The 19,897-nt window shown below is 67.3% G+C and carries 19 protein-coding genes; 10 read left to right on the top strand and 9 right to left on the bottom strand.

Going from position 1 to position 19,897, the window contains the following annotated elements:
- Window positions 1–1,298: 1,298 nt before the first annotated feature.
- Window positions 1,299–1,544, bottom strand: a complete 246-nt coding sequence (locus VGI12_15120) for a hypothetical protein (GenBank protein HEY2434004.1) — start codon at window positions 1,542–1,544, stop codon at window positions 1,299–1,301.
- Between the two features lie 428 nt (window positions 1,545–1,972).
- Entirely contained in the window at window positions 1,973–2,215 is a 243-nt protein-coding gene (locus VGI12_15115; protein HEY2434003.1) for a hypothetical protein, read from the bottom strand.
- A 252-nt stretch (window positions 2,216–2,467) separates the two neighbouring features.
- On the opposite strand from VGI12_15115, the gene VGI12_15110 reads away from it, so the two are divergent.
- The 3 genes from VGI12_15110 to VGI12_15100 are packed head-to-tail and all read left to right on the top strand — an operon-like array spanning window position 2,468 to window position 3,892.
- Window positions 2,468–3,238: a PEP-CTERM sorting domain-containing protein gene (locus VGI12_15110; protein ID HEY2434002.1), complete on the top strand. Its 771-nt coding sequence runs from the start codon at window positions 2,468–2,470 to the stop codon at window positions 3,236–3,238.
- Window positions 3,239–3,291: 53 nt separating this feature from the next.
- Complete coding sequence (locus VGI12_15105) at window positions 3,292–3,588, top strand: BlaI/MecI/CopY family transcriptional regulator (protein ID HEY2434001.1); 297 nt, start codon at window positions 3,292–3,294, stop codon at window positions 3,586–3,588.
- A gap of 10 nt (window positions 3,589–3,598) precedes the next feature.
- Window positions 3,599–3,892, top strand: coding sequence for a hypothetical protein (locus VGI12_15100; GenBank protein HEY2434000.1), 294 nt, complete (start codon window positions 3,599–3,601; stop codon window positions 3,890–3,892).
- Here the strand turns inward: VGI12_15100 and VGI12_15095 are convergent.
- From VGI12_15095 to VGI12_15085, 3 genes are all read right to left on the bottom strand, one after another.
- Entirely contained in the window at window positions 3,889–6,591 is a 2,703-nt protein-coding gene (locus VGI12_15095) for an ABC transporter permease (GenBank protein HEY2433999.1), read from the bottom strand. The two genes, VGI12_15100 and VGI12_15095, sit on opposite strands and share 4 nt — an antisense overlap.
- Entirely contained in the window at window positions 6,588–6,923 is a 336-nt protein-coding gene (locus VGI12_15090; GenBank protein ID HEY2433998.1) for a helix-turn-helix transcriptional regulator, read from the bottom strand. The genes VGI12_15095 and VGI12_15090 overlap by 4 nt, the downstream gene beginning before the upstream one ends.
- Window positions 6,924–7,060: 137 nt before the next feature.
- Window positions 7,061–7,426 (bottom strand): DUF6496 domain-containing protein, encoded by a 366-nt coding sequence (locus VGI12_15085; GenBank protein HEY2433997.1) that lies wholly within the window; start codon window positions 7,424–7,426, stop codon window positions 7,061–7,063.
- 3 nt (window positions 7,427–7,429) lie between these two features.
- Here VGI12_15085 and VGI12_15080 point away from each other — a divergent pair, with 3 nt between their 5' ends.
- Together VGI12_15080 and VGI12_15075 are read left to right on the top strand one after the other, a co-directional pair.
- Complete coding sequence (locus VGI12_15080; GenBank protein ID HEY2433996.1) at window positions 7,430–7,660, top strand: hypothetical protein; 231 nt, start codon at window positions 7,430–7,432, stop codon at window positions 7,658–7,660.
- 35 nt (window positions 7,661–7,695) lie between these two features.
- On the top strand, window positions 7,696–8,106 hold the full coding sequence (locus VGI12_15075) for a cupin domain-containing protein (protein HEY2433995.1): 411 nt from the start codon (window positions 7,696–7,698) through the stop codon (window positions 8,104–8,106).
- A 123-nt stretch (window positions 8,107–8,229) separates the two neighbouring features.
- Here VGI12_15075 and VGI12_15070 read toward each other — a convergent pair whose 3' ends face one another.
- A complete protein-coding gene (locus VGI12_15070; protein HEY2433994.1) occupies window positions 8,230–9,285 on the bottom strand; it encodes a sigma-54 dependent transcriptional regulator in 1,056 nt (351 codons plus the stop codon).
- A 326-nt stretch (window positions 9,286–9,611) separates the two neighbouring features.
- Here VGI12_15070 and VGI12_15065 point away from each other — a divergent pair, with 326 nt between their 5' ends.
- Both VGI12_15065 and VGI12_15060 read left to right on the top strand, forming a co-directional pair.
- Window positions 9,612–12,176 (top strand): TonB-dependent receptor, encoded by a 2,565-nt coding sequence (locus VGI12_15065; GenBank protein ID HEY2433993.1) that lies wholly within the window; start codon window positions 9,612–9,614, stop codon window positions 12,174–12,176.
- Between the two features lie 250 nt (window positions 12,177–12,426).
- Window positions 12,427–13,941, top strand: a complete 1,515-nt coding sequence (locus tag VGI12_15060) for a hypothetical protein (GenBank protein HEY2433992.1) — start codon at window positions 12,427–12,429, stop codon at window positions 13,939–13,941.
- A gap of 67 nt (window positions 13,942–14,008) precedes the next feature.
- Here the strand turns inward: VGI12_15060 and VGI12_15055 are convergent, their stop codons facing one another.
- Window positions 14,009–16,105: a hypothetical protein gene (locus VGI12_15055; GenBank protein HEY2433991.1), complete on the bottom strand. Its 2,097-nt coding sequence runs from the start codon at window positions 16,103–16,105 to the stop codon at window positions 14,009–14,011.
- Window positions 16,106–16,212: 107 nt separating this feature from the next.
- Here VGI12_15055 and VGI12_15050 point away from each other — a divergent pair, with 107 nt between their 5' ends.
- Complete coding sequence (locus tag VGI12_15050) at window positions 16,213–16,449, top strand: hypothetical protein (protein HEY2433990.1); 237 nt, start codon at window positions 16,213–16,215, stop codon at window positions 16,447–16,449.
- A gap of 96 nt (window positions 16,450–16,545) precedes the next feature.
- Here the strand turns inward: VGI12_15050 and VGI12_15045 are convergent, their stop codons facing one another.
- On the bottom strand, window positions 16,546–16,749 hold the full coding sequence (locus VGI12_15045; protein ID HEY2433989.1) for a hypothetical protein: 204 nt from the start codon (window positions 16,747–16,749) through the stop codon (window positions 16,546–16,548).
- A gap of 240 nt (window positions 16,750–16,989) precedes the next feature.
- Between VGI12_15045 and VGI12_15040 the strand changes: the two genes are divergently transcribed.
- Entirely contained in the window at window positions 16,990–17,541 is a 552-nt protein-coding gene (locus VGI12_15040) for a DUF2911 domain-containing protein (GenBank protein ID HEY2433988.1), read from the top strand.
- A gap of 52 nt (window positions 17,542–17,593) precedes the next feature.
- On the opposite strand, the gene VGI12_15035 is transcribed toward VGI12_15040, so the two are convergent.
- Complete coding sequence (locus VGI12_15035) at window positions 17,594–18,991, bottom strand: trypsin-like peptidase domain-containing protein (GenBank protein ID HEY2433987.1); 1,398 nt, start codon at window positions 18,989–18,991, stop codon at window positions 17,594–17,596.
- Window positions 18,992–19,104: 113 nt separating this feature from the next.
- On the opposite strand from VGI12_15035, the gene VGI12_15030 reads away from it, so the two are divergent.
- The gene (locus tag VGI12_15030; GenBank protein HEY2433986.1) at window positions 19,105–19,875 is read left to right on the top strand and encodes a hypothetical protein; all 771 of its coding nucleotides are present in this window, start codon (window positions 19,105–19,107) and stop codon (window positions 19,873–19,875) included.
- Window positions 19,876–19,897 lie beyond the last annotated feature (22 nt).

The following is a 19,897-nucleotide window of genomic DNA, read 5'->3' as shown; positions in this document are numbered from 1 at the left end:
CGCCATGCTGGCTGCCGTGGGTGGGTTCCGTCGTGACCGCGTCCGCAGCACCGCGTGGCAGCGGCTGCGGAGCGCGCGTGTGTGACGAAGGGAGACATCGTGAGTCCTGAGGCTCGCCACTGTGGCCAGCAATCGATCATCTTGCGGGTTGTCCATCGTCATATCCCGTCTGCCTTCTTGAGTTTCGCCACGGCCGGCGTCTCGCCGAGCTTCTCCACGAGGGCTGCGCGTGCGCGGGATAAGCGCTGCCGAAGGGCTTCTGGAGTGACCCCGCACACCGCTGCTGCTTCCGTGGGCGTCAATACCTCGTGCGCGACGAGCAGGATGACTTCCCGGTGGTGCGGCGACAGCGTGGAGCGCGCGTTCGACGCGCCGCTCAAGTTCACCGGCCGCCGCGAGGTCGAACGGCGACGGCCAGGGTGTCGGAGACGGCCAGAGCGCCAGCAGCTGAGGGACTTGCGTTTCGTGCGCGAGCCCGTCGCGGCGAGCGGTCCAGTACAGATTGCGCGCGACTGTGAAGAGCCACGGTCCCATCCGCGTGTCGGGTCGCAGCGCGTGCGCGTGCCTCACCAGCCGGAGCCACGTTTCGTCCAGCAAATCCTCGGCGAGCGTTCTATTCCGGCTCATCCGCAGCAGGAACCCGAGAACCCTCGGACGATAGGCGCTGGTCGCCGTTGGCATGCTGCGACGCGGGAATGTCGAGGTGGGATGAGGTTAGCCCGAGCGACAGCGGCCGAGAAACCAGGTCTGCAAACTCGCGCCTCATCGACGGCCAGCAGCGGCTGACCGACTACGTGGAAGCGAGGTCCGGCCGCGCCTCACGCTACTCCGAGTACATCGAACGCGGGGGAAAACAGGAACAAGGTCGAGTATATCTGGGCCGATCACGCCGACCGCCATGGTGGTCGGAGCGAAGTGAATCGTGGTCGCTCGATACTGATGGCTGCGGAGATGCCGCTGAAAAGAAACGTCAGCGGCTGGATTGCCGGCAATCTGGTGTTCGCGAATCCGATCGCCATGCAGGGCTACGACACCACCATCCAGGCGGACAGTACGCCCGGCAGGTGCTGACGACGGTCCCGCTCATGATGGGGGTCGATTGTCTGACTGGCGGCGCGTACAAACTGCCGAAGGTCGTCGACGTGCCTCTGTGCGCCGGACGGTGACCCTCCATTCAGTCTCGCTCGACAACCACGTGCGCGGTTGGAATCATCGGACTCGCCGCCGATTCAGGTCAGCGAAGCTCGCTCCCCCCGCCACGAGCGGGCGAGTTGTTGACGATTGGTTAGAAAGCACATCTAGCGGTGGCTTTCGACGACTCTGGCGAGCGCGACGGTCCGCTCCCGCGTGCCGTCTTTTCCGAGGATGCTGACGCCGAAACCGCCCTTCGCGTCGAGCACGCTTACGATGTAGCCCCCACCGGTAAACCCAGCGCCTTTGACGCCAACAGCCGTCGAGCCCAGTCCCTTGATGTCTTCGCCCGTTTTCTGCTGGGCCTTCACGGTCAATCCCATATGCTGTGCATCGGCGAGCGTGACGATCACCCGCGAATTGCCAGTTCCCTCCTAGGTGCATCTTCCAAGTACGCCGGGCACGGGTTTTCCCGGGGTTGCATCCGCGACGATCAAGCCCGTCTCTTTCTGGATTTCTGCCTTCGTGAGAAGAGCGCACGCGTCATTGCCCGTCGCCAACAACGCCGAAGTCGGGTCGAACCCCGCGCTCACGGCACGTGAGATGGCGAGAGAACGGATCGTCCGTCGAATCATAAGATTTCCCTCCCAACAGCCGTTTCGACCGCGCGCGTCTCTTCCGGTGACACGTGTCATTTCAAGACCACCGCCATCGACCACTCGGCCATCCCTCCGCGTCGAAAAAAATAGCGTAAGTCGTGCCCCGACGCGCATTTGACGTGCGCATCGACTCTTGCCTCATTTTGGCTGACGTTATCACGATTGTCACAGGGGCAAATCCGTCAGAACGGTTCACCGATCGGCCAGTGCGTCACCGCTACGTTGCTGAAGGCCGCGATCCAGGTGAAGTGCTGATCGATGCTGACGTCGAAGCCGAACAGCGAAGCGGCGAACACGAGGAACCACGCTACGACGAGACTGACCGTCAGCGGAACGACCTTAGGTGTCCCTTCGTCAGCGTCGATGTTTGCAAGGATGCGGTGCCGCCAGAAGAGCAGCCCGGCCAGATAGAAGAGCGGCAGCAAGGTATACAGTCGTGCGCGCAGGTCATGCTCGCCAGCAGGCGGGCCACCATCTCGACACACTGGCCGACGACTCCCTGATACGGTCGAGGTCTGGGCCGACAGCCATAGTGCCAGGCGTCCCAGGGTTTGCCATTCCAGGCTGAGGACTTGTCCCGATCTCCCACGCCGCTGCCTTTATCCCGGTCGGAATACCGGCCTGACGTTTGCTGACGCAGACCCTGCCTGCGACAGCGCGTGGGCGAAGGAGCGAGTATGCAGGTGAGACTGACGGCAGCGGTCGGCACAGCCATCCTCTTCGGTTGCTCTGCGCTTGGCGCGGCCGACGGGATCACGATTACCGTGGACCAGCGTTCGACCCCGACACTGGCGAGCGTCTACGACGGCAGCGGCGAATCGTCGTTCAAATTCGACCCCGGCGATACGCCGAGCGATCACATGCAGGTCACGCTGGCCGCGTTGGCCGGCACAAGCGTCGGAACCTCGATCAGTCAGTTGGATTCGTCCTACCGCGATCCGGCCCACATGTCCGGGACCGCCAACACCAGCGTGACCTGGGCGGGGACGGCGGACACAGGGGCGGGAGCGGAGTACAACGTCTTGTTTGTTCTGCCGACGAGCTACGCCTTCGACTTTGCGGGGCAGTTCGAGGCTGGCGCTGGCGCCGACAGTGACGACCGGTACGGCCGCACCTATGGCGCATGGGGGGCCTCGTTGATCGACAGCGACAGCAACAACATCTTCGAGGATTTGGATCAGCAGACGAACGGCACGGCGCAATTCTCCCGCTCGCACACCGGCGTGCTCGACCCAGGCACGTACGCGTTACAACTCTTCTCGCAGTCGTCGGGGACCTATGACGGACCCAGCAGCGGCAGCGGCGCCGCGAACAGTTCCTTTGCCTTTACTTTCGATCTGACATCCGTCGATGACAATCCTGGCGCCTCTCCCACACCGGAGCCCGCGTCGCTGCTGCTTCTCGGCAGCGGCGCAATCGCCCTGCTGCGGTACGGGCGCCGGGGGTAGGCTCTCGGGCCGGGCCCCGTTCACCCTTGGCGAACAGTCAACGGGATTCAGCGATGCGCTCCACCGCGCGCAATGGGAGCGCACCACCCTCGCGCGATCGTCACCGTGAAATAAGCGGTCGCCCGCGGGTCGCTTCTTCGACCGCGGACGCATCGACCGATCGCGCGAGAGCGTTCGTCTACCGGGCCGCGGTGCCGCCGCGCAGCCTTGCGGCGCGCTCCGTCCGCCAGCTGATCGATCGCTTCTGGTCGGGGTCGGCGGAGCAGTTCCTCGCGGGAACGGTGGACGAGAAGCTGCTGACTCCAGCGCAGATCCGCAGGCTCGCCACCAGGATCAACGATCGAAAGTAGCGAGGTGTCCATGCTGCACCTGGCTCTCGACGTTTCGTTTCGCAGCGTCGTGGCTGCCACGGCCGTCGGTCTCGTGCTGGTCGGACTGCGCGTGCGCTCCGGCGCGGCGCGCCACGCCGCATGGTCGGCCGTCATGGTGACGATGCTGATGATGCCGGTGCTCATTTCGGTGGTGCCGCGGGTCGACGTGCCCGTGCCCTCGAACGTTGCGTCGGGCTTCGACACGATCGCCGACGAGGTGAGTCCGTACCAACGTGAAGAGACACCTAGACGCGATAGGGTGCTGACATACCACTGTGTCTAGTTCCGGAGCGCCGCCAGCGGGTCGATCCGCGTCGCGCGCGACGCCGGAACCGCCACCGCCGCGAGGCCGACCGCCGCCAGCAGCACCGACACGGCGACGTAGATCAGCGGATCCCCGGCGTTCACGCCGAACAGGAGCGACGACATCGATCGCGTCAGCGCCAGCGCCCCGGCCACGCCGATGCCGATGCCGGCGGCCATCACCCGCAACGCCTGGCCGAACATCATCCCGAGCACTTGCCGGCGGCTCGCGCCGAGCGCCATTCGCACGCCGATCTCCCTCGTCCGCTGGGCGACGATGTATGACATGACGCCGTAGAGGCCGGCGCCCGTCAGCACGAGCGCCATGAACGTGAGCGCGACGACGACCACCAGATTCAGCCGCCGGGGCGCGATCGAGTCGCCGATGACCTCCTCCATCTTCCTGACCGGGCCAGTCGGAAGCTGAGGATCAACGGACGACAGGGCCGAACGGATGATCGAGGCGTTCGCAGCCGTATCGTTGGACGACCGGATCACGATCGTCATCGTCCGCTCGAAGGCGGAGCCCAGGTTTTCGAAGAGCTGCCGCTGCGGCAGGTATGCCGCAGGCTCGGCGTCTACGTCGAGTCCTTCGTTATGCGTATCGCCGACAACGCCGACGACCCCGCGCCAGTCGTCGTCGGCGCCGAGACTGATGCGGCGGCCGAGGGGATCCTCGCCGGGCCAGTAGCGGCGCACCGCTGCGGCGTTGAGGATCGCGACCTTCGCCGACGATTCGGTGTCGTGCTCGGTGAAGAACCGGCCGCGGACGAGCGGGATCCCAAGCGTCGCGAAGTAGTCCGTCGATACGAGCCGCGCATCCGCTCTCATCGGTACCGCTCCGGGCGACGGCGCTCGATGCTCGATGACGAGATCGAGCCGCGAGTCACCGCCGACGAGCGGCAGCGCTGTCGTCGCGGCGGCATGCTGGACGCCCGGCGCGACGCGCACACGTGCGAACAGCGCGTCGACAAAGGCGACGGTTCGCGCGTGTTCGTCGTATCTGGCGCCGGGCAGTCTGAGATCAGCAGTAGTCAGCTGCGCCGGCTGGAAGCCGAGCGGGACGTTGATCAAACGCTGGAAGCTGACGAGCAGGAGCGCGGCGCTGCTGAGGAGCACGAGTGACAAGGCGAGCTCGGTCACCACCAGCGCCGCGCGCCACCGCTGCGCGGCCGCGCTGGCAGTCGATCCGCGGGTCTCTTCGGTCAACGTCGCGGCGAGGCCCGCATCGGAAGAGGCGAGCGCCGGTACGATGCCAAACACGAGTGCCGTGATCGTCGAGAAACCGAAGGCGGCGGCGACGGCCCGGCCGTCGAGACCGACCGCCGAGATGCCCGGCAGTCCCGCGAACTGCGTCGGCAGAACGCCGCGCATGAGCGCCAGTGCGCCCGCAGCGACGAGGAGCCCGGCGGCGCCGCCGACGAGCGCGATGACGAGGCTCTCCGTCATGAGCTGCTGAACGACCCTGAGGCGCGACGCGCCGACTGCGCGGCGGATCGAGAGTTCTTTGTGACGCCCGGCGGCTCGCGCGAGCTGCAGCGTCGCGACGTTGGCGCAGGCAATCAGCAGTACGAACGCCACCGCCCCCAGCAGCACGAGCAGGGCCTGGCGCACGTCGCCGACGAAGGCGTCGCGCAGCGGGCGCAGGTTCGCCGCATGGCCGCTGTTCACGGCGGGATAGTCCTGTGACAGGCGAGCGCTGAGCACACGGAGCTCCTCCCGCGCCTGATCGATCGACACGCCGTCTCCGACCCTTGCGACGGCCTCCAGAAAATGCGCGCCGCGGAGAGCCCGATCGTGGTTGGTGAGCGCCAGCGGCACCACGGCGTCAGGCCGCGTCGGCCACCAGAACCGCGCCGGTAACACGCCGATGACTTCGAAGGTGTGGCTGTCGAATTCGACCGTGCGTCCGACGATCGCCGGATCCGCTCCGAACCGCCGGCGCCAGAGCCCGTCGGAGAGGAGCGCGACGCGCTGCCGGCCGTCGGTTTCCTCGTCAGGCCTGAAATCGCGGCCGAGCGCAGGGACTATGCCGAGCACGGTCAGGAACGCCGGCGTCACCTGGATGGCCCGCACGCGCTCGGGCTCGCCGGCGCCCGTCAGGTTGAACGCGCCAGACGGGGGCACCATCGACGCGGCCATCGCCGAGAACGATCGGCTGTCGCGCCGCCAGTCGAAGAAGTCTGCTGGCGCGATCGGTCCGAACCACCGGTTCTCGTGCGGCCGCTGCTCACCGAGCGAGACGATGCGATCGGCCCGCGGAAACGGCAGCGGCCGCCAGAGCACGGCGTTGACGAACCCGAACATCGCAGTGTTGGCGCCGATTCCCAGCGCCAGCACCGCGATGGCGATGGCGGCGAAGGCCGGCTGCCGGCGCAGCATTCGAACGCCGAAGGCCGCGTCGTGCGCGAGCATGTCCCAGAGGGACGATCGCCGAGCCGACTCACCGGCAATCGGCGGCAGCGGGCGATCGCGCCGGAGTCGTTCCCAGGCGAAGGAACCCGCGAGTTGCAGGGCGCTCCACCACAGGCCGGCATACGCTCGCGGGCGCGCCGCGAAGCCGCCGCCGCGCAGGCGGAGTGAATGCTCCTCGATCAGATCGCCCGCGATCGGCTCCCGCTGCTCGCGCGGGACCGTCCACGCGAGCACCCGCTCGAGGCTGCGCGGCAGCCGGGTCACCGCGCACCCTCCAGACGGTCGTCGGCGCCTCGCCACATCTGCAGCAGCGTGCGGCGGCTCTCCTGGAGCGCGGCCACGGCGCGGGGCCGCAGGGCGTAGTAGCGCTTCGCGCGGCCGCCGCGGACAGCGGTCGGATCGCCGAGGCGCGATTTCAAATACCCCTTGGTCTCGAGGCGATCGAGCGTCACGTACACCGATCCGCGCGAGACACGACGGCCGGTGCGGCTCTCGATCTCGTCGCGGACGGCCACCGCATACGCCTCGTCACTCAGGTGCAGGACGGCGAGCAGCACGACGTGCTCGAACTCGCCAAGATTCGACAGGTCGGTCACACCTAATGCTTACATTGTCGGGTAAATGGTGTCAAGGGTAGAGCCGAAAGGGGTCACAACATGGAATCCCGGGCCTGCCGTCGCGATCGCGGAACGGCTGGCCTGGTCGCGGCGGCCTTCGCGTCCGACTCGGACCGCTAGCGCTTCTTGCTGCTCCGGCGCGGCACCTTCGCGCCCTTTTCCCGCGCCTCGCTGAGACCGATTGCGATTGCCTGCTTGCGGCTCGTGACTTTCCGACCGGATCCGCTCTTCAGCGTTCCCTTCTTCTTCCGGTGCATCGCGGACTTGACGCGCTTGCCTGCTGCCTTGCCGTACTTGGCCATGCGTATTTCCTCCACGTTACGACGCTGCAATCCGGACGCCATTCGGGCACAATACGCCGCAAACCGATGAGTCGAGTCTCGCTGCTCCTCGTCACGCTGGCGCTGCCGATACCGGCGCACGCGCAGGGCGCTTAGTTCTTCCCGGCCGACGGTGCGGCGGGCGTCAATCCAGACAGGCACCTGGTGATCACGTATACGGAGTCCCCGGCGCGCGGCAGTGCCGGAGCGATTCGGATCTATGATGCGGCGACCGTCAGGCTCGTCGACACCCACGACCTCGCGCTGCCGCCGGCCACCGCGGCGGCGCTCTCCTTCGCCTCCGTCCACGCCGCCAACGCCGGCACCCACACCGTAACGCTGGTGAACGCGTCGGGACAGACGAGGAGCCGGCCGGCCGTGTTCACGGTGAAGTGAGCGGCGAGGATCAACGAAATCGGAGGTCGAACGACATGGACATAAAACGCGCGGGTACGCAGCCATCCGGCAAGGGACCGACTGACTGGTTTACCGGGACAGTACGGATCGATCCGCTGTTCCAGGCGGCGCCGCCAGGACGCGCCGCGAGTGCGGCGGTGACGTTTGAAACCGGCGCGAGAACAGCGTGGCACACACATCCGTTGGGTCAGATGCTGATCGTGACCGCCGGGTGCGGGCGAGCCCAGCGATGGGGCGGCGCCATCGAAGAGATTCGTCCTGGCGACGTCGTGTGGTTTCCGCCTGGCGAGAAGCACTGGCACGGCGCGGCGCCGACCACGGCGATGACACACATGGCAATTCAGGAGCAGCTCGACGGGAAGATGGTCGAGTGGATGGAGAAGGTGAGCGACGAGCAGTACAACAGCGCCACGAGCGCAGGCTGAGGACGCCGCGGCGCCTCAGCTCATCGTCAAGTTGTGACCGGGGAATCGCGATGAGCGGGCACGAGCCTGGCCGAAAGCTGCCGCGCCAATATAGTACCCCGGGCGTCGGATCACCCGCAGCCGCTAATTCTTCTGGGGACGAAAGCTGCTCCAGGAGATCTTCAGCTTTCGCATGCGGGCGCGCAGCGTGTGGGGGTTGATCCGGAGCAGCCGCGCGGCCCCGTGCGGACCCTCGATGCGTCCGTGTGTCGTCTGCACGGCCGCCTGGATGTGGCGGCTCACGACGACATCGAGCGGCTCGATGGTCGTGGCGGCGGCCCCGGTCGGGCCTGGCGCCGATGCCGGCGTAGGCCTGGCGGCGTGACCCAGGGCCGCCGTGACGTCGAGCGCACGCCCCTGGCCAATCAGCACCGCGCGATCCATGACCGCCGCCATCTCTCGGACGTTTCCCGGCCACTGATACTCCGAGAGGATCCGCACGTCCTCGTCCGAGGCGGGGATCCGCTTGAGGCCGAAACGGTCGGCAGCCCGCTCGGCGAAATACTCGGCGAACGCGCGAACGTCGCCAGGGCGATCGCGCAGGGGCGGAATCACGATCGGAAAGACAGACAGCCGATAGTAGAGATCCTCGCGAAACGCCTGCCGTTCGACCATCGCCGGCAGGTCGCGATGCGTCGCGGCGACGATCCGAACGTGCACGTGAACGGGACGCTCGCCACCCACCCGCATGACCTCGCTGTCCTGAACGACCCTCAGCAGCCGCACCTGCGCGGCCAGCGACAGTTCGCCGATTTCGTCGAGGAAGAGCGTCCCGCCGTCCGCCTGTTCGAACCAGCCCTTGCGACGCGCCGTGGCCCCGGTGAACGCGCCCTGCTCATGCCCGAACAGTTCGGAATCGATTAACTCGGGCGCAATCGCGCCGCAGTTGACCCGGCGGAACACCCCGGCGCGGAACGGGGAGTGTTCGTGAATGGCGCGGGCAACGATTTCCTTGCCGGTGCCGGTTTCTCCGAACAGCAACACGGGCGCGCCGCTTCGTGACACCAGCCGCGCCCGGCTCATCACGGCGGCGAGGCCGGTGTCCCCCCCGATCAGCCGTTCGTCGCCGATACGCGGTTCGCCGTCGCCCAGGTGCGACGCGAGGTCGCGTGGCGGCATCCGTGAAATACGCTGGCTCATGACAAGTAAATATACTTGATTAACAGTTGCATATGCTGGATCACGCGGACGCGCATGGATTTCAGTCCACGAAGGCCTGGCCCATGCCTTGCGATGCCGTCTCGCGTGTCCGCCTTCCGCTGTTGTCGTCGCCGCTGCCGCCGCGTTCTTTCGAACTGCGCGTGTACGCGGCCGAACGACAGGGCGTGAGGTGACGTTCCCCTCTCCTCCTCCATCGCTCGGCTGACGCCCTTCACAACTGTGTTGTATTGCCGCGTCTCACGGCGCGGCGTTTCCGCTGACGCCTGCGATCGGCCTGGTGACTGATGTTGCGTACGATGTTCGGTTTGGCTCTCCTCTGCGTGACGGCCGGCTCCGCCGCCGCGCAGCCCTCCGCGCAGGCTGTTTCAGGAGTGATCCGCGACAGCTCCGGTGCCGGCGTTCCCGGCGCGACCATCCGGGTGGTCGGCCTCGACACGACCGCCAGCGTGGAGGCGACGAGCGATGGCGACGGCCGCTATGGAACCGCCGCGGTGGCTCCGGGGCGTTATCGCGTGGAAGTGCGGGTCGCGGGATTCGAAGGGGTCGACCGGCAGATCGTGGTGACGGACGCACCCGCAGTCGGCGTCGACGTGACGCTGACGCCGTCGCAGCTGTCCGAGTCGGTCGTGGTGACAGCGCGGCGGGTGGAAGAAGCGGCCCAGGACGTGCCCATCCCGCTGTCGGTCGTCGATGGACGGCACGTGAACGACACCGGCGCCTTCAACGTGAACCGGTTGAAGGAACTGCTGCCGACAGTGCAGTTCTATTCGACGAACCCGCGCAATTCGGCGGTCAACATCCGCGGACTCGGGGCGCCGTTCGGGCTGACCAACGACGGCCTCGAATCGGGCGTCGGCCTCTACGTGGACGGCGTCTTCTACGCGCGCCCGGCCGCGGCCACGCTGGACTTCCTGGACGTCGAGCGGATCGAGGTCCTGCGCGGACCGCAGGGCACGTTGTTCGGCAAGAACACCACCGCCGGCGCCATCAACGTGACGACGCGCAAACCGTCGTTCACACGTGAAGCCGACGTCGAGCTCAGCACCGGCGACGTGGGATTCCTCCAGGTCAAGGCATCCGCATCCGGGCCGATCGCCCGCACGGTTGCGGGCCGGGTGTCGTTTTCGGGAACGCAACGTGACGGGACGGTGTTCAACACGCGGACGCAGAGCGCCGTGAACGATCTCGACAATCTCGGCCTGCGCGGCCAGCTTCTCGTTACTCCGTCCAGCACAGTCGCGGTGACGGTAGTGCTCGACCACACCCGCCAGCGTCCCGACGGCTACACGCAGGTCGTTGCCGGCGTGGCGCCGACCGAGCGGCCGCTCAACCGGCAGTACGCGCAGATTGCCGCGGATCTCGGCTACGCCGTGCCGTCGTTCAACGCCTTCGATCGTCTGACCGACGTCGACTCGCCTCTGCGGTCGTTCCAGGATCTCGGAGGCGTTTCGACAAACCTCGACTGGACGGTCGGCCGCGGCCTGGTGACCTCGACCGCCGCCTGGCGCTACTGGAACTGGGACCCGTCGAGCGATCGCGACTTCATCGGCCTGCCCGTGACGACGATCTCGGCGGCGCCGTCGCGACAACGGCAGTGGACGCAGGAAGTCCGCTACGCTCTGTCGCTGTCCCCCTCGCTGGCCGTCGTCGCCGGTGGATTCGGCTTCCATCAGACGATCGTGTCGGATCCTTCGTTCACCCAGGAACAAGGCGCTGCCGCGGCGCGTTTCCTCCTGGCGCCCACCGCGGCGGCGGCCACGCCAGGGCTGCTCGACGGTTACGGGTATCACCAGGTCGTGGACTATGCCGACACGTCCGCCGCGGTCTTCGGGCAGGCGACGTGGTCACTCGGCTCCCGCTTGCGGGTCTTGCCGGGGCTGCGTGTCAACTACGATCAGAAGAAGGTCGAGTTCGATCAGCAGGTCTACGGCGGTCTGCAGACAACCGATCCAGCGCTGATTGCGCTGCAGCAATCAATTTTCGCTCCACAGGCGTATGCCGCCGACGTCAGCGACACGAACCTCTCCGGTCAGTTGACCGTGCAATACACGCCGGCGCCGCGAGCGACGGCCTACGTGACCTATGCGACGGGCTTCAAGCCGGTCGGCCTCAACCTCAATGGGCTGCCGACCGATGCCGACAACCGGCCGATCCTCTCGACGGCAGTTGTCAAGCCGGAGGATACGCACAACGTCGAAGCCGGTGTGAAGACGGCAGCCTTCCGCGGGGTGACGGCCAATCTTGCGGTGTTCGACACGACCGTGCGGAACTTTCAGACGCAAGTTACCAACGGCGACGTCGGCGTGATCCGTGGCTACCTCGCCAACGCCGACAGAGTTCTCGTCCGCGGCGCGGAGCTCGATGCGACCGCGCACCTCGGGCGTCGCTGGTCGGCGATCGCGGCAGCAACTTACACCGACGGCCGCTACGTGTCGTTTCCGGATGCGCCGCCGCCGCTCGAAGAGACGGGCGGTCCGCAGATCAAGGACATCTCCGGAACGCCGCTGCCCGGGATCTCACGCTGGGCGTGGTCGACCGGAACGGAATACCAGCACCCGCTCGCGCTTCGAGGGCTCGAGGGGCTGGGGTTCGCCGCGCTCGACGTGAGCAGCCGTTCGTCGTTCTCGTCGAGTGCGTCGTATTCGCGCTATCTGGTCGTGCCGGGCTACGCGCTGCTCAACGCGCGAATCGGCTTCCGGGCGACGCACGCGTGGTCGGTGAGTCTCTGGTCGCGCAATCTCTTGAACAAGGACTACTACGAGCTCCTGAACGCGGCGCCGGGGAACACCGGCCTGTTCGTCGGTCAGCCGGGCGATGCGCGCCAGGTCGGCGTCTCACTCCGGGTTGCACTTGGGAGTGCGCGCCCCTGATGGGGAGCTGACGGATCAGGACTCGACGCGCCGTCGGAAGGCTGCACTTCGACGTCCTCGAAGAATCCCTCGATCAGCGTGGCCTCGAGCCGCCGGGCGCAAAGCCCCTTGCGTGCGAAGAGGAGAGTCGCGCAGCAGCCAAAGCAGGCGCGTCAGCAGTCGCACGCCGCATTATGAACGGAGAAGGCAAATCGGGAAACGTCTGTGACAGCCGTGGGCGCGCATCCGTATTGTGGTATTCGTCTACGCGATGTTCCGAAATCCGGGCTCACGCGTCCTGCTGGTACTGATCGCGGCCGCCGCCACGGCGTCCGCCGGCTCGGGTGCAGCGGACACGCCGGAAGCGTGGCTCACGGCCCACCCGGCCGTCGCGCGGCGTCTGGTCTGGACAGCCGGCGACGGGCGTCCTCAGCGCCTCGGGGACTGGTCGCCGGAGATGCGCCGCCGTTTCGATTCGTTCTACGCGGGCATCGCCGCGCACGCGCCGGACCTGCACATGCGGCTGCTCGATCCGGCCAAGGGAAAGCATCAGCGGATCCCAGCCGACGTCGCCTTCGACCTGTACGCCGCGCATGCGGCCCACGTCATTTACGTCGAGGCGCACCATCTGGTCCCGTGGAGCATCGCGGACCGGCCGGCCGTTGAAGTCGATCGTCTGCTCGCGTCGACGGGCTACGTCGCCAGGCTGAAGCCTACCTCCCGCACGTATCCGGACGGGATCGAAGCCAACCGCGACTTCCAGGATCTTCCGGAGAACATCGCCCTCGGTGAATACCTGAGCGATCCGCGCATCGGTTTCGACTTCGTTACGGGCAAGACGTCCGCGTCGGGGCGGTCACTCGTGGGCCGGACAGAGCTCGACACGCTCAGAAACCTCACCGCCTGGCTGCGCGACAACGTCAATCACGGTCCACTGAACGATCCCGACAAGGACGCGCGCGCCCGTCAGCTCGCGTGGCTCGACGATCGGCTGCGCATGTTGCCGGGCACGCAGACGGCGATGGCGAACGAGGGTTGTCACTCGGCAGCGAAACTGCTCGTCGATCTGGCGCGCAGCGTCAACATTCCACTCTTGAGCACCCGCGCGCTCGACGATGCAAGCGGAGTGAAGGACAACTCGTTTCTGAGCCGGACACACGCCGGCCTCGTCTATGGGTGGGGCGGACCGTCGCCGCGCGTCTTGTGGCATGCCGACGACATCTACGCTCGCGACGGAAGAACCTTCTTTCCGATCGACGAGCATACACACGCCCGCCTGTCGCCGGTCGAGGCCGACCAGCGCTATTTCGACGCCGTCTGGTTCACGCCCGCGGATCTGGCAGGCCAGGGATTCGTCTACCACCTGGAGCCCGCCATTCCCGGGCAGGGCCACGCGCGCGATGCCAACGACGCACGTCAGAGCAATGATCTCTACGACTTCGGGATCATGAGCGGCTACTGGAAGGGCATGGGCCGCAAGGGCGCGCCGAGCCAGCTCCTGAATTGGTACTACGACTACATCCTGGACGGCGATCCTCTGCTCAACCTGGCAGCCAGGCACGTCGTCAAGGCGCAGCTGACCACGACGTTCGCGAAATACAAAGGTGAGCTTTCGGATGACGAACGCCCGCGCGTCCCGGATATCGAGGCGTTCGAGCGCCGGGCCGCGGAGGCGCTCGACGCACTCGGCGGCGCCTCAGCGTACCAGGCCCTCGCCGTGCAGGCGAAGACGGCGCGCGGCGGCAATCTGCTGACCGCGGCCGTTTCCTATGGCGCCCGACGCTAGAGCTCCCGGAGTCGTCACTTGATTCCCTCGCTGGTCGTCACGGACCTCGAGCCAGGGCTGATCCCCGCTACCGGCGCGGAATGGACTGGCAGCCGCTGAACGGGCCGAATTCGGTGACGCGCTGGAAGTAGAAGCTGTATGGCGCGGTCCTCATCCAGATCCACGGGCCTGACACGTCGAGGAGATCGGCCGGACCGATCAGCTGTCGGAGGCGATGGCCGGCGTAGTCGTAGGCGTCGAAGACGACGAACCCACCCGCCGGGACAGCGAGCAGCGCCGGCGCGTCCTCCATGGCGCTGTCGTTGACAAGGCGGCGATACCGCCGCACGCCGAACGTCGGAATGCCGGGGCCTCGAACCGCGCCACGTCCCACAGTCGAGACTGCCGCGGCCGGCTCGAAGGCGACGTTCCGGGACACAATCACCGGATCGCGCGCGTCGATCGCACAGCCCTGGAGCGCCGGGCGCTGGGAGATCGCGTGCGCCACCCAGGGGCCGGCCAGCGCGAGGATTGCGATCGCGACCACGCAGAGCCACTCGGCATCGCGCCAGGGTGGTCGCCTGGCGCGCGGGGGTGTCATGGCACGCGGGAGTTCGCCCGCGACGCCAAGCGAGACGAATGCGGCCACCAGCGGCCACGTGGAGGCAAACGGCCGCCAGCCCGCGCCACTGAAGATGAGCGGCGCCGACAGGCCCAATCCCACCCACACGCTGGTCCAGAAGATCACGTCATGCTTCCGGCCGAAGAAAAACGCGACGGTCCCGATCGCGAGCAGCGCCACCTCGGTCCACCCCAGCGCCGGCGTGTCGATCAGCGCGAGCCGGCCGAGCATCGGTTCGATGTCGGCGAAGAACGCACGCCCGCTCTTGGAGAGACCTTCCAGCAACAGCCGTGGATTCGCGCGGACCAACTCCGCGGCGCGCGCGTATAAGAACATGGCCTTGTCGCGTTCGGACGGGAGCTGGTTCAACGGCTCCGCGTAGCGCTGCATGGCGTCCTGCGGGCGGCCCCCCATGGCGAGTCCGGCGGCGTAGTACGAAAAGTTCGCGCCAGCCATCCCGCCTGCTGAGCCATATAGGGCATTGACGAGCGGCGTCCAAGCGAAGCCGGCGACGATGAGCGCGACGGCCAGGATGGCGGACGTGACGCGACGTCGGCGGGGCGCGTGGCCCCGGGCGAACAGGGCCACGAAGATGCACGGAATCACGAACATGGCCCCTGGCCTGGCCGACATGCTCAACGCCACTGTCCCGAGTCCGGCCGCGGCGGCGTCATCGTCACGATCCGCGATCGCGCGAACGAGGAGACTGAGGCCGATCGCGCCCAGTGAGAGGCCGAGCGATTCCGCCAGCGTCGAGGCAAAGTACATCCGCCCGAACGCGAACATCAGCGCCGTGCTGGCAATGGCCGACCACGCGCCGAAACGAACGCCGATCGCACGGCTCGCCAGGAACGTGGCGAACGCGAGGAGGATCACCTGCAGGAGGGTGGCTGCGCGCAGATCGAGCCCTGTCACGCGAAGCCGGACGGCGAGCAACGCGGCGTTGAGCGGCTGGCGCGCGCTCCAGTCGTCCATCCTGCCGACGTCGAGCAGCATGCGGGCCGAGCCGTAGTAGGCCGAGGCGTCGGACCACGGGATGTTACCGAGCAGCGACGAATACGGCGTGAGGTCGTACGGGCGATTGGCGCCCCCACGGATCGGACCGGTCTCGGTCCACACGCGTGCCAGCGAAAACAGGTAGAGGCTGAGGCAGGCCACGAGGCCGAGCCGGGTGCCCCATCGCTGCAAGGAGATTTCCGAGCTGAGCGTGACACATGCGAACCGGGTTCGCCGCAGCCGCCTCGCGGCGTGGCCGAGAGCCGCGCCCGCGATGGCCCACAGCAGCAGCGCGTGAGGAAGATAGGTCTCGACGTCAGCGGCGGTCACCGGCAGCGATGACGATCGGAAGATCTCCGATCCCGGACTGACCGACCCGCGCAACAACCCGAGACCGGTGTACGCGAGCACGCCGATCATCATCAGCGCGCCGGCCGCCGGGACGCTGAAGTGCACGGCGCGCACCATCGCGGCGACTGCCATCGAGGTCCGCGTGTTGGGGGAGCACGGCCGCTCGTCGGGCAGGTCGCGTGATGCGACGGCCGGGTTGGGTTCTTCGGGGATCACCTCAGACGAGCGAAATTGTAATGCATCGCTTTGTCCCGGATCTCGTACCTGCAACATTTCGCGCGCGCCATCCCGGCGCGGGGAACGGGCGAGATAATTCAGGAAGGATGCTCTGGTTCTTCTCGAAGGGGATGGCTCAACTGCGTATTCTCACGTCGCTCGACGAGCCGACTGGCGCGTACCTCGTCGAGATTCAGTGGCCCGACCGCGCGCCTGAGACGCACCGATTCGCCGACGAGAGCGGCTGCTCGGCATTCCTGGCTGCGTTCGAGGCGGAGCTGGGCGCGGACGAATGGGCGCCATCCGGCGTCCGCCTGGCCGAGCGGCCGCCCATCAGCCACTGATTTCCATCAGGGTAAGACGCGTCGCCGGAGGGCGGATGAGAGGTTCGTGTGTGCGCGCGGTGTAACGATCGTCCGATGCGTCGCGTCCAGGGGAGGTCAGGCCGCACGCTGATGGTGCGGATCGTCCTGCGGACCTCTGGGGACGTGGGGCAGGGCCGCTCGCTGCGCTGCGGGACGGGTCCGGCGGAACTCGACCGCGATCAGGATCCAGGCGGTTGCGCACATGACCGTGAACGCGGCGGCGGTCAGATACGACGAAGAGACTTGCAGTTCCGGAATCCCGAGTGCGAAAACTGTCACAGCCGCAGCGCCCAAGCCCATGCAATCCGCCTTTCGCGTTGATGCGGCGTCCGCAACTGCCAGAGGCGTGCCGCCTCCTGGTGCCAGTCGGGGCAGGCCCACCGTGGAGGGTCCTGGGGAGCAGGCCGTCACGCGATTGCCGCGATCTTCACAGGGCTCTTGGACGAACACGCGCGACGCCACGTCGAGTCGGGTGCAGGCGTTCGCGCCCTCGCAGTAAGATCGGGCTGTGGAGGAACCATGCGACGAGGTGTGATGACGCTGCTGGTGTCGATCGCGGCCTGCGCGGTCGGCGTGACGCTGTTCGCGCAGAAGATCACGGACATCGGTTCGGGGAACGGCGGCAGCCCCCACGTCCGGAGCGAGTGGACGGTGGATGGCGCGGCCATTACGATCGAGTATGGGAGGCCGTCTCTGAAGGGGCGTCCCGAATCGCAGATGATGCCCCCCGGCAATCCCTGGCGGACGGGCGCCGATCAAGCGACCACGATCAAGAGCAGCAAGCCGCTGGCGTTCGGGTCGGTGAAGCTTGCCGCCGGTACGCCGTACACGATCAACACGATTCCGGGCGAGAAGGGGTGGCAGCTGGTGATCGGCAGGCTCGACAAGCCGGATCAGTGGGGGATTCCGTATCAGCCGGCGCTGGAGATCGGCCGTCTGCCGATGTCGGTCGGCAAGGCGGGGGCGCCCGTGGAGCAGTTGACCATCTCGATCGACGACACGGCGGCGGGCGGCACCCTGCGGATCGAGTGGGGCGGCGTCAAGGCGACCGCGCCGTTCACCGCCGGCTAGAGCCTGTCGTATCCATGCCGCTGACCATCGCACGTGATCGCAGCGGACGCCGCTAGTCGAGCGTAAACGTCACGAACGTCAGACGCCCGTCGCGCTGGACCTGGAGGGTGACGGGGGAGCCGGGCTTCAGCGCCTGCAGCCGATCGCGCAGTCCCTTGATCGACGGGGTCGGCTGGTTGTTGACGCTGCGGATGACGTCGCGCGGCTGCAGGGGCACCTCGGGACCGGAGCCAGGCGCGCGCGCCACGACGACGATCCCCCACGGATCGCGCAGCCCCTTGGCGGCGGCAGCCACCTGGGGATCGAGCTCGATGCCGAGGATCCCGAGCTCCGGGATGAGGTTCTTCAGCGGATCCGCGAGTCCCGAGACGGCGTCGAGTTCGTTCTTCTCCTCGACCGCCGCGACGTGAAAGGTCATCTCGGCGGTGCCGCGCAGCACCACGATCTTGACCGGCTCCTTGCTGTCGCGCAGCCGGAACTTGTAGCTCACCGTCGGCACGTTGTCGGCCGGTTCGTCGTCGATCGACACCATGACGTCGCCGATCTTCAGACCGGCCGCTTCTGCCGGGCCACCGGGCCACACGTCCGACACCACCACGCCGGCGTCGCGCGGCAGCCCCAGCGACACGGCCATCGGGTGGTTGATCGTCTGCAGGCTCATGCCGACTTCCTGCCGCCGCAGCACGCCGTATTTCAGCAACTGCTTGAAAACGACGCGTACGGTGGCACTCGGGACGGCGAAGCCGAGTCCGTCGCTGCCGCCGGAGTTCGACAGGATGAAGGTGTTGACGCCGACGACCTCGCCGCGCGTGTTGACCAGCGGGCCGCCCGAGTTGCCCGGATTGATCGGGGCGTCGGTCTGGATGTAGATGAGCGGCGAATCAGGATCGACCTGTCTCGCCACGGCGGAGACGACGCCATGAGTCAGCGTGTTGCGCAGGCCGCCGGGGCTGCCGAATGCGAACACGGTTTCTCCCTGCCGCACCTGCGCGTAGGCCGCGAGGGGGAGCGCCGGCAGCGTGGTGTTCTCGACCCGCAGCAGCGCCAGGTCGACCTCCGACGCCACGCCGATGACGCGCGCCGGCAAAACCCTGAGACGCGGCGAGAGCGCGGTGGCGAGCGAGCCGTCGGCATCGGCCGGCGGCACCACGATGGAAATGTGCTCGGCGCCGTTGACGACGTGCGCGTTGGTGATGATGTAGCCGTCGGGATCGATGACGAACCCCGATCCCACTGAGCGCTGGCGCGTAATCACCGCGCTCACGTCGTCGCGCGGGTTCTCGTCGCGCGCCCCGTAGCCCGACACCTGGATCTGCACGACGCTCGGCCAGACCTTGCGTGTCAGCGCGTCGATCGCCTGGTTCATCCGCTCCAGCGCGTCGACCGGGGGGGCCGTCTGCGGGCGCGGGACGGCCTGGAGAAGGATAGCGGCGAGAAGCCACGGATGCATGATGGCTGAGCGTGCCGGGGCTGGCGGTATCCAGCTATGCACTTTCGGCAGAGGCCCCCGGCTGACGGAATCTGCATAGCGGCCCGGCCGGGTGCCGATCGAAGGTGGCGCCCATGGGCATCGTGCCGAGGGCCGGGGTGGCCGCACTGGCGTTGTGTCTGGTGGCCGCGTCCCAAGGCGCGTCCGTCCGGACGTGGATTGGACGCGAGGCGACGATCGAAGCGCATCTGGCAGGCGCCGGAGTCGTCCGCCTCGAGGACGTCGGCACGGGCGTGACGCGGCCGCGGCGCGCCTTCCTCGATCCGCCCGAGCCGGTCGCGAGCCTGACCTGGAAGGTGGTGCCGCCCGGTTACAACCGTGGTCATTGGGAGAGCTACAAGTCCGAAATCGCCGCCTATGAACTGGACAGGCTCTTGGAGCTCGAGATGGTGCCGCCGGCGGTCGAGCGCGAGATCGGCGGCGAAACCGGCGCGGCCATCATGTGGGTCGACGGGGTGAAAAGCGTCAAGCAGACCGGCGGCCGTGTGCCAAGCGAGCCGATCTGGGGGCAGGCCGTGCGCCGTATGCAGATGTTCGACAACTTCATCGGCAACCCCGATCGCAACGCCGGCAACATCCTGATCGGCCGCCCCGGCGAGCTGATTCTGATCGACCACTCGCGGGCCTTCGTCACCGCTGACCGTCTGCCGTTCGCGTTCGATCGCGTCGATGCGACGCTGTGGGAGCGGATGAGCGCGGTGACGCGCGAGGAGCTGGCCGGGCGGTTGGGCCGATGGCTCGACGGACGGGCGATTGACGCGATGCTCGCGCGGCGCGCCGCCATGGCGGCCCGCGTCGACAAGCTGATACGCAAGAAAGGGCGCGCCGTCGTGATCGTACCCTGATCCCGATCTCCCGGGACGGCCG

The organism is Vicinamibacterales bacterium (genome assembly GCA_036496585.1).
In the GTDB taxonomy this organism is placed as follows: Bacteria; Acidobacteriota; Vicinamibacteria; order Vicinamibacterales; family 2-12-FULL-66-21; genus JAICSD01.
The sequence above is the reverse complement of the archived record's forward strand: the minus strand, read 5'-3'. Positions and strand labels throughout refer to the sequence as shown.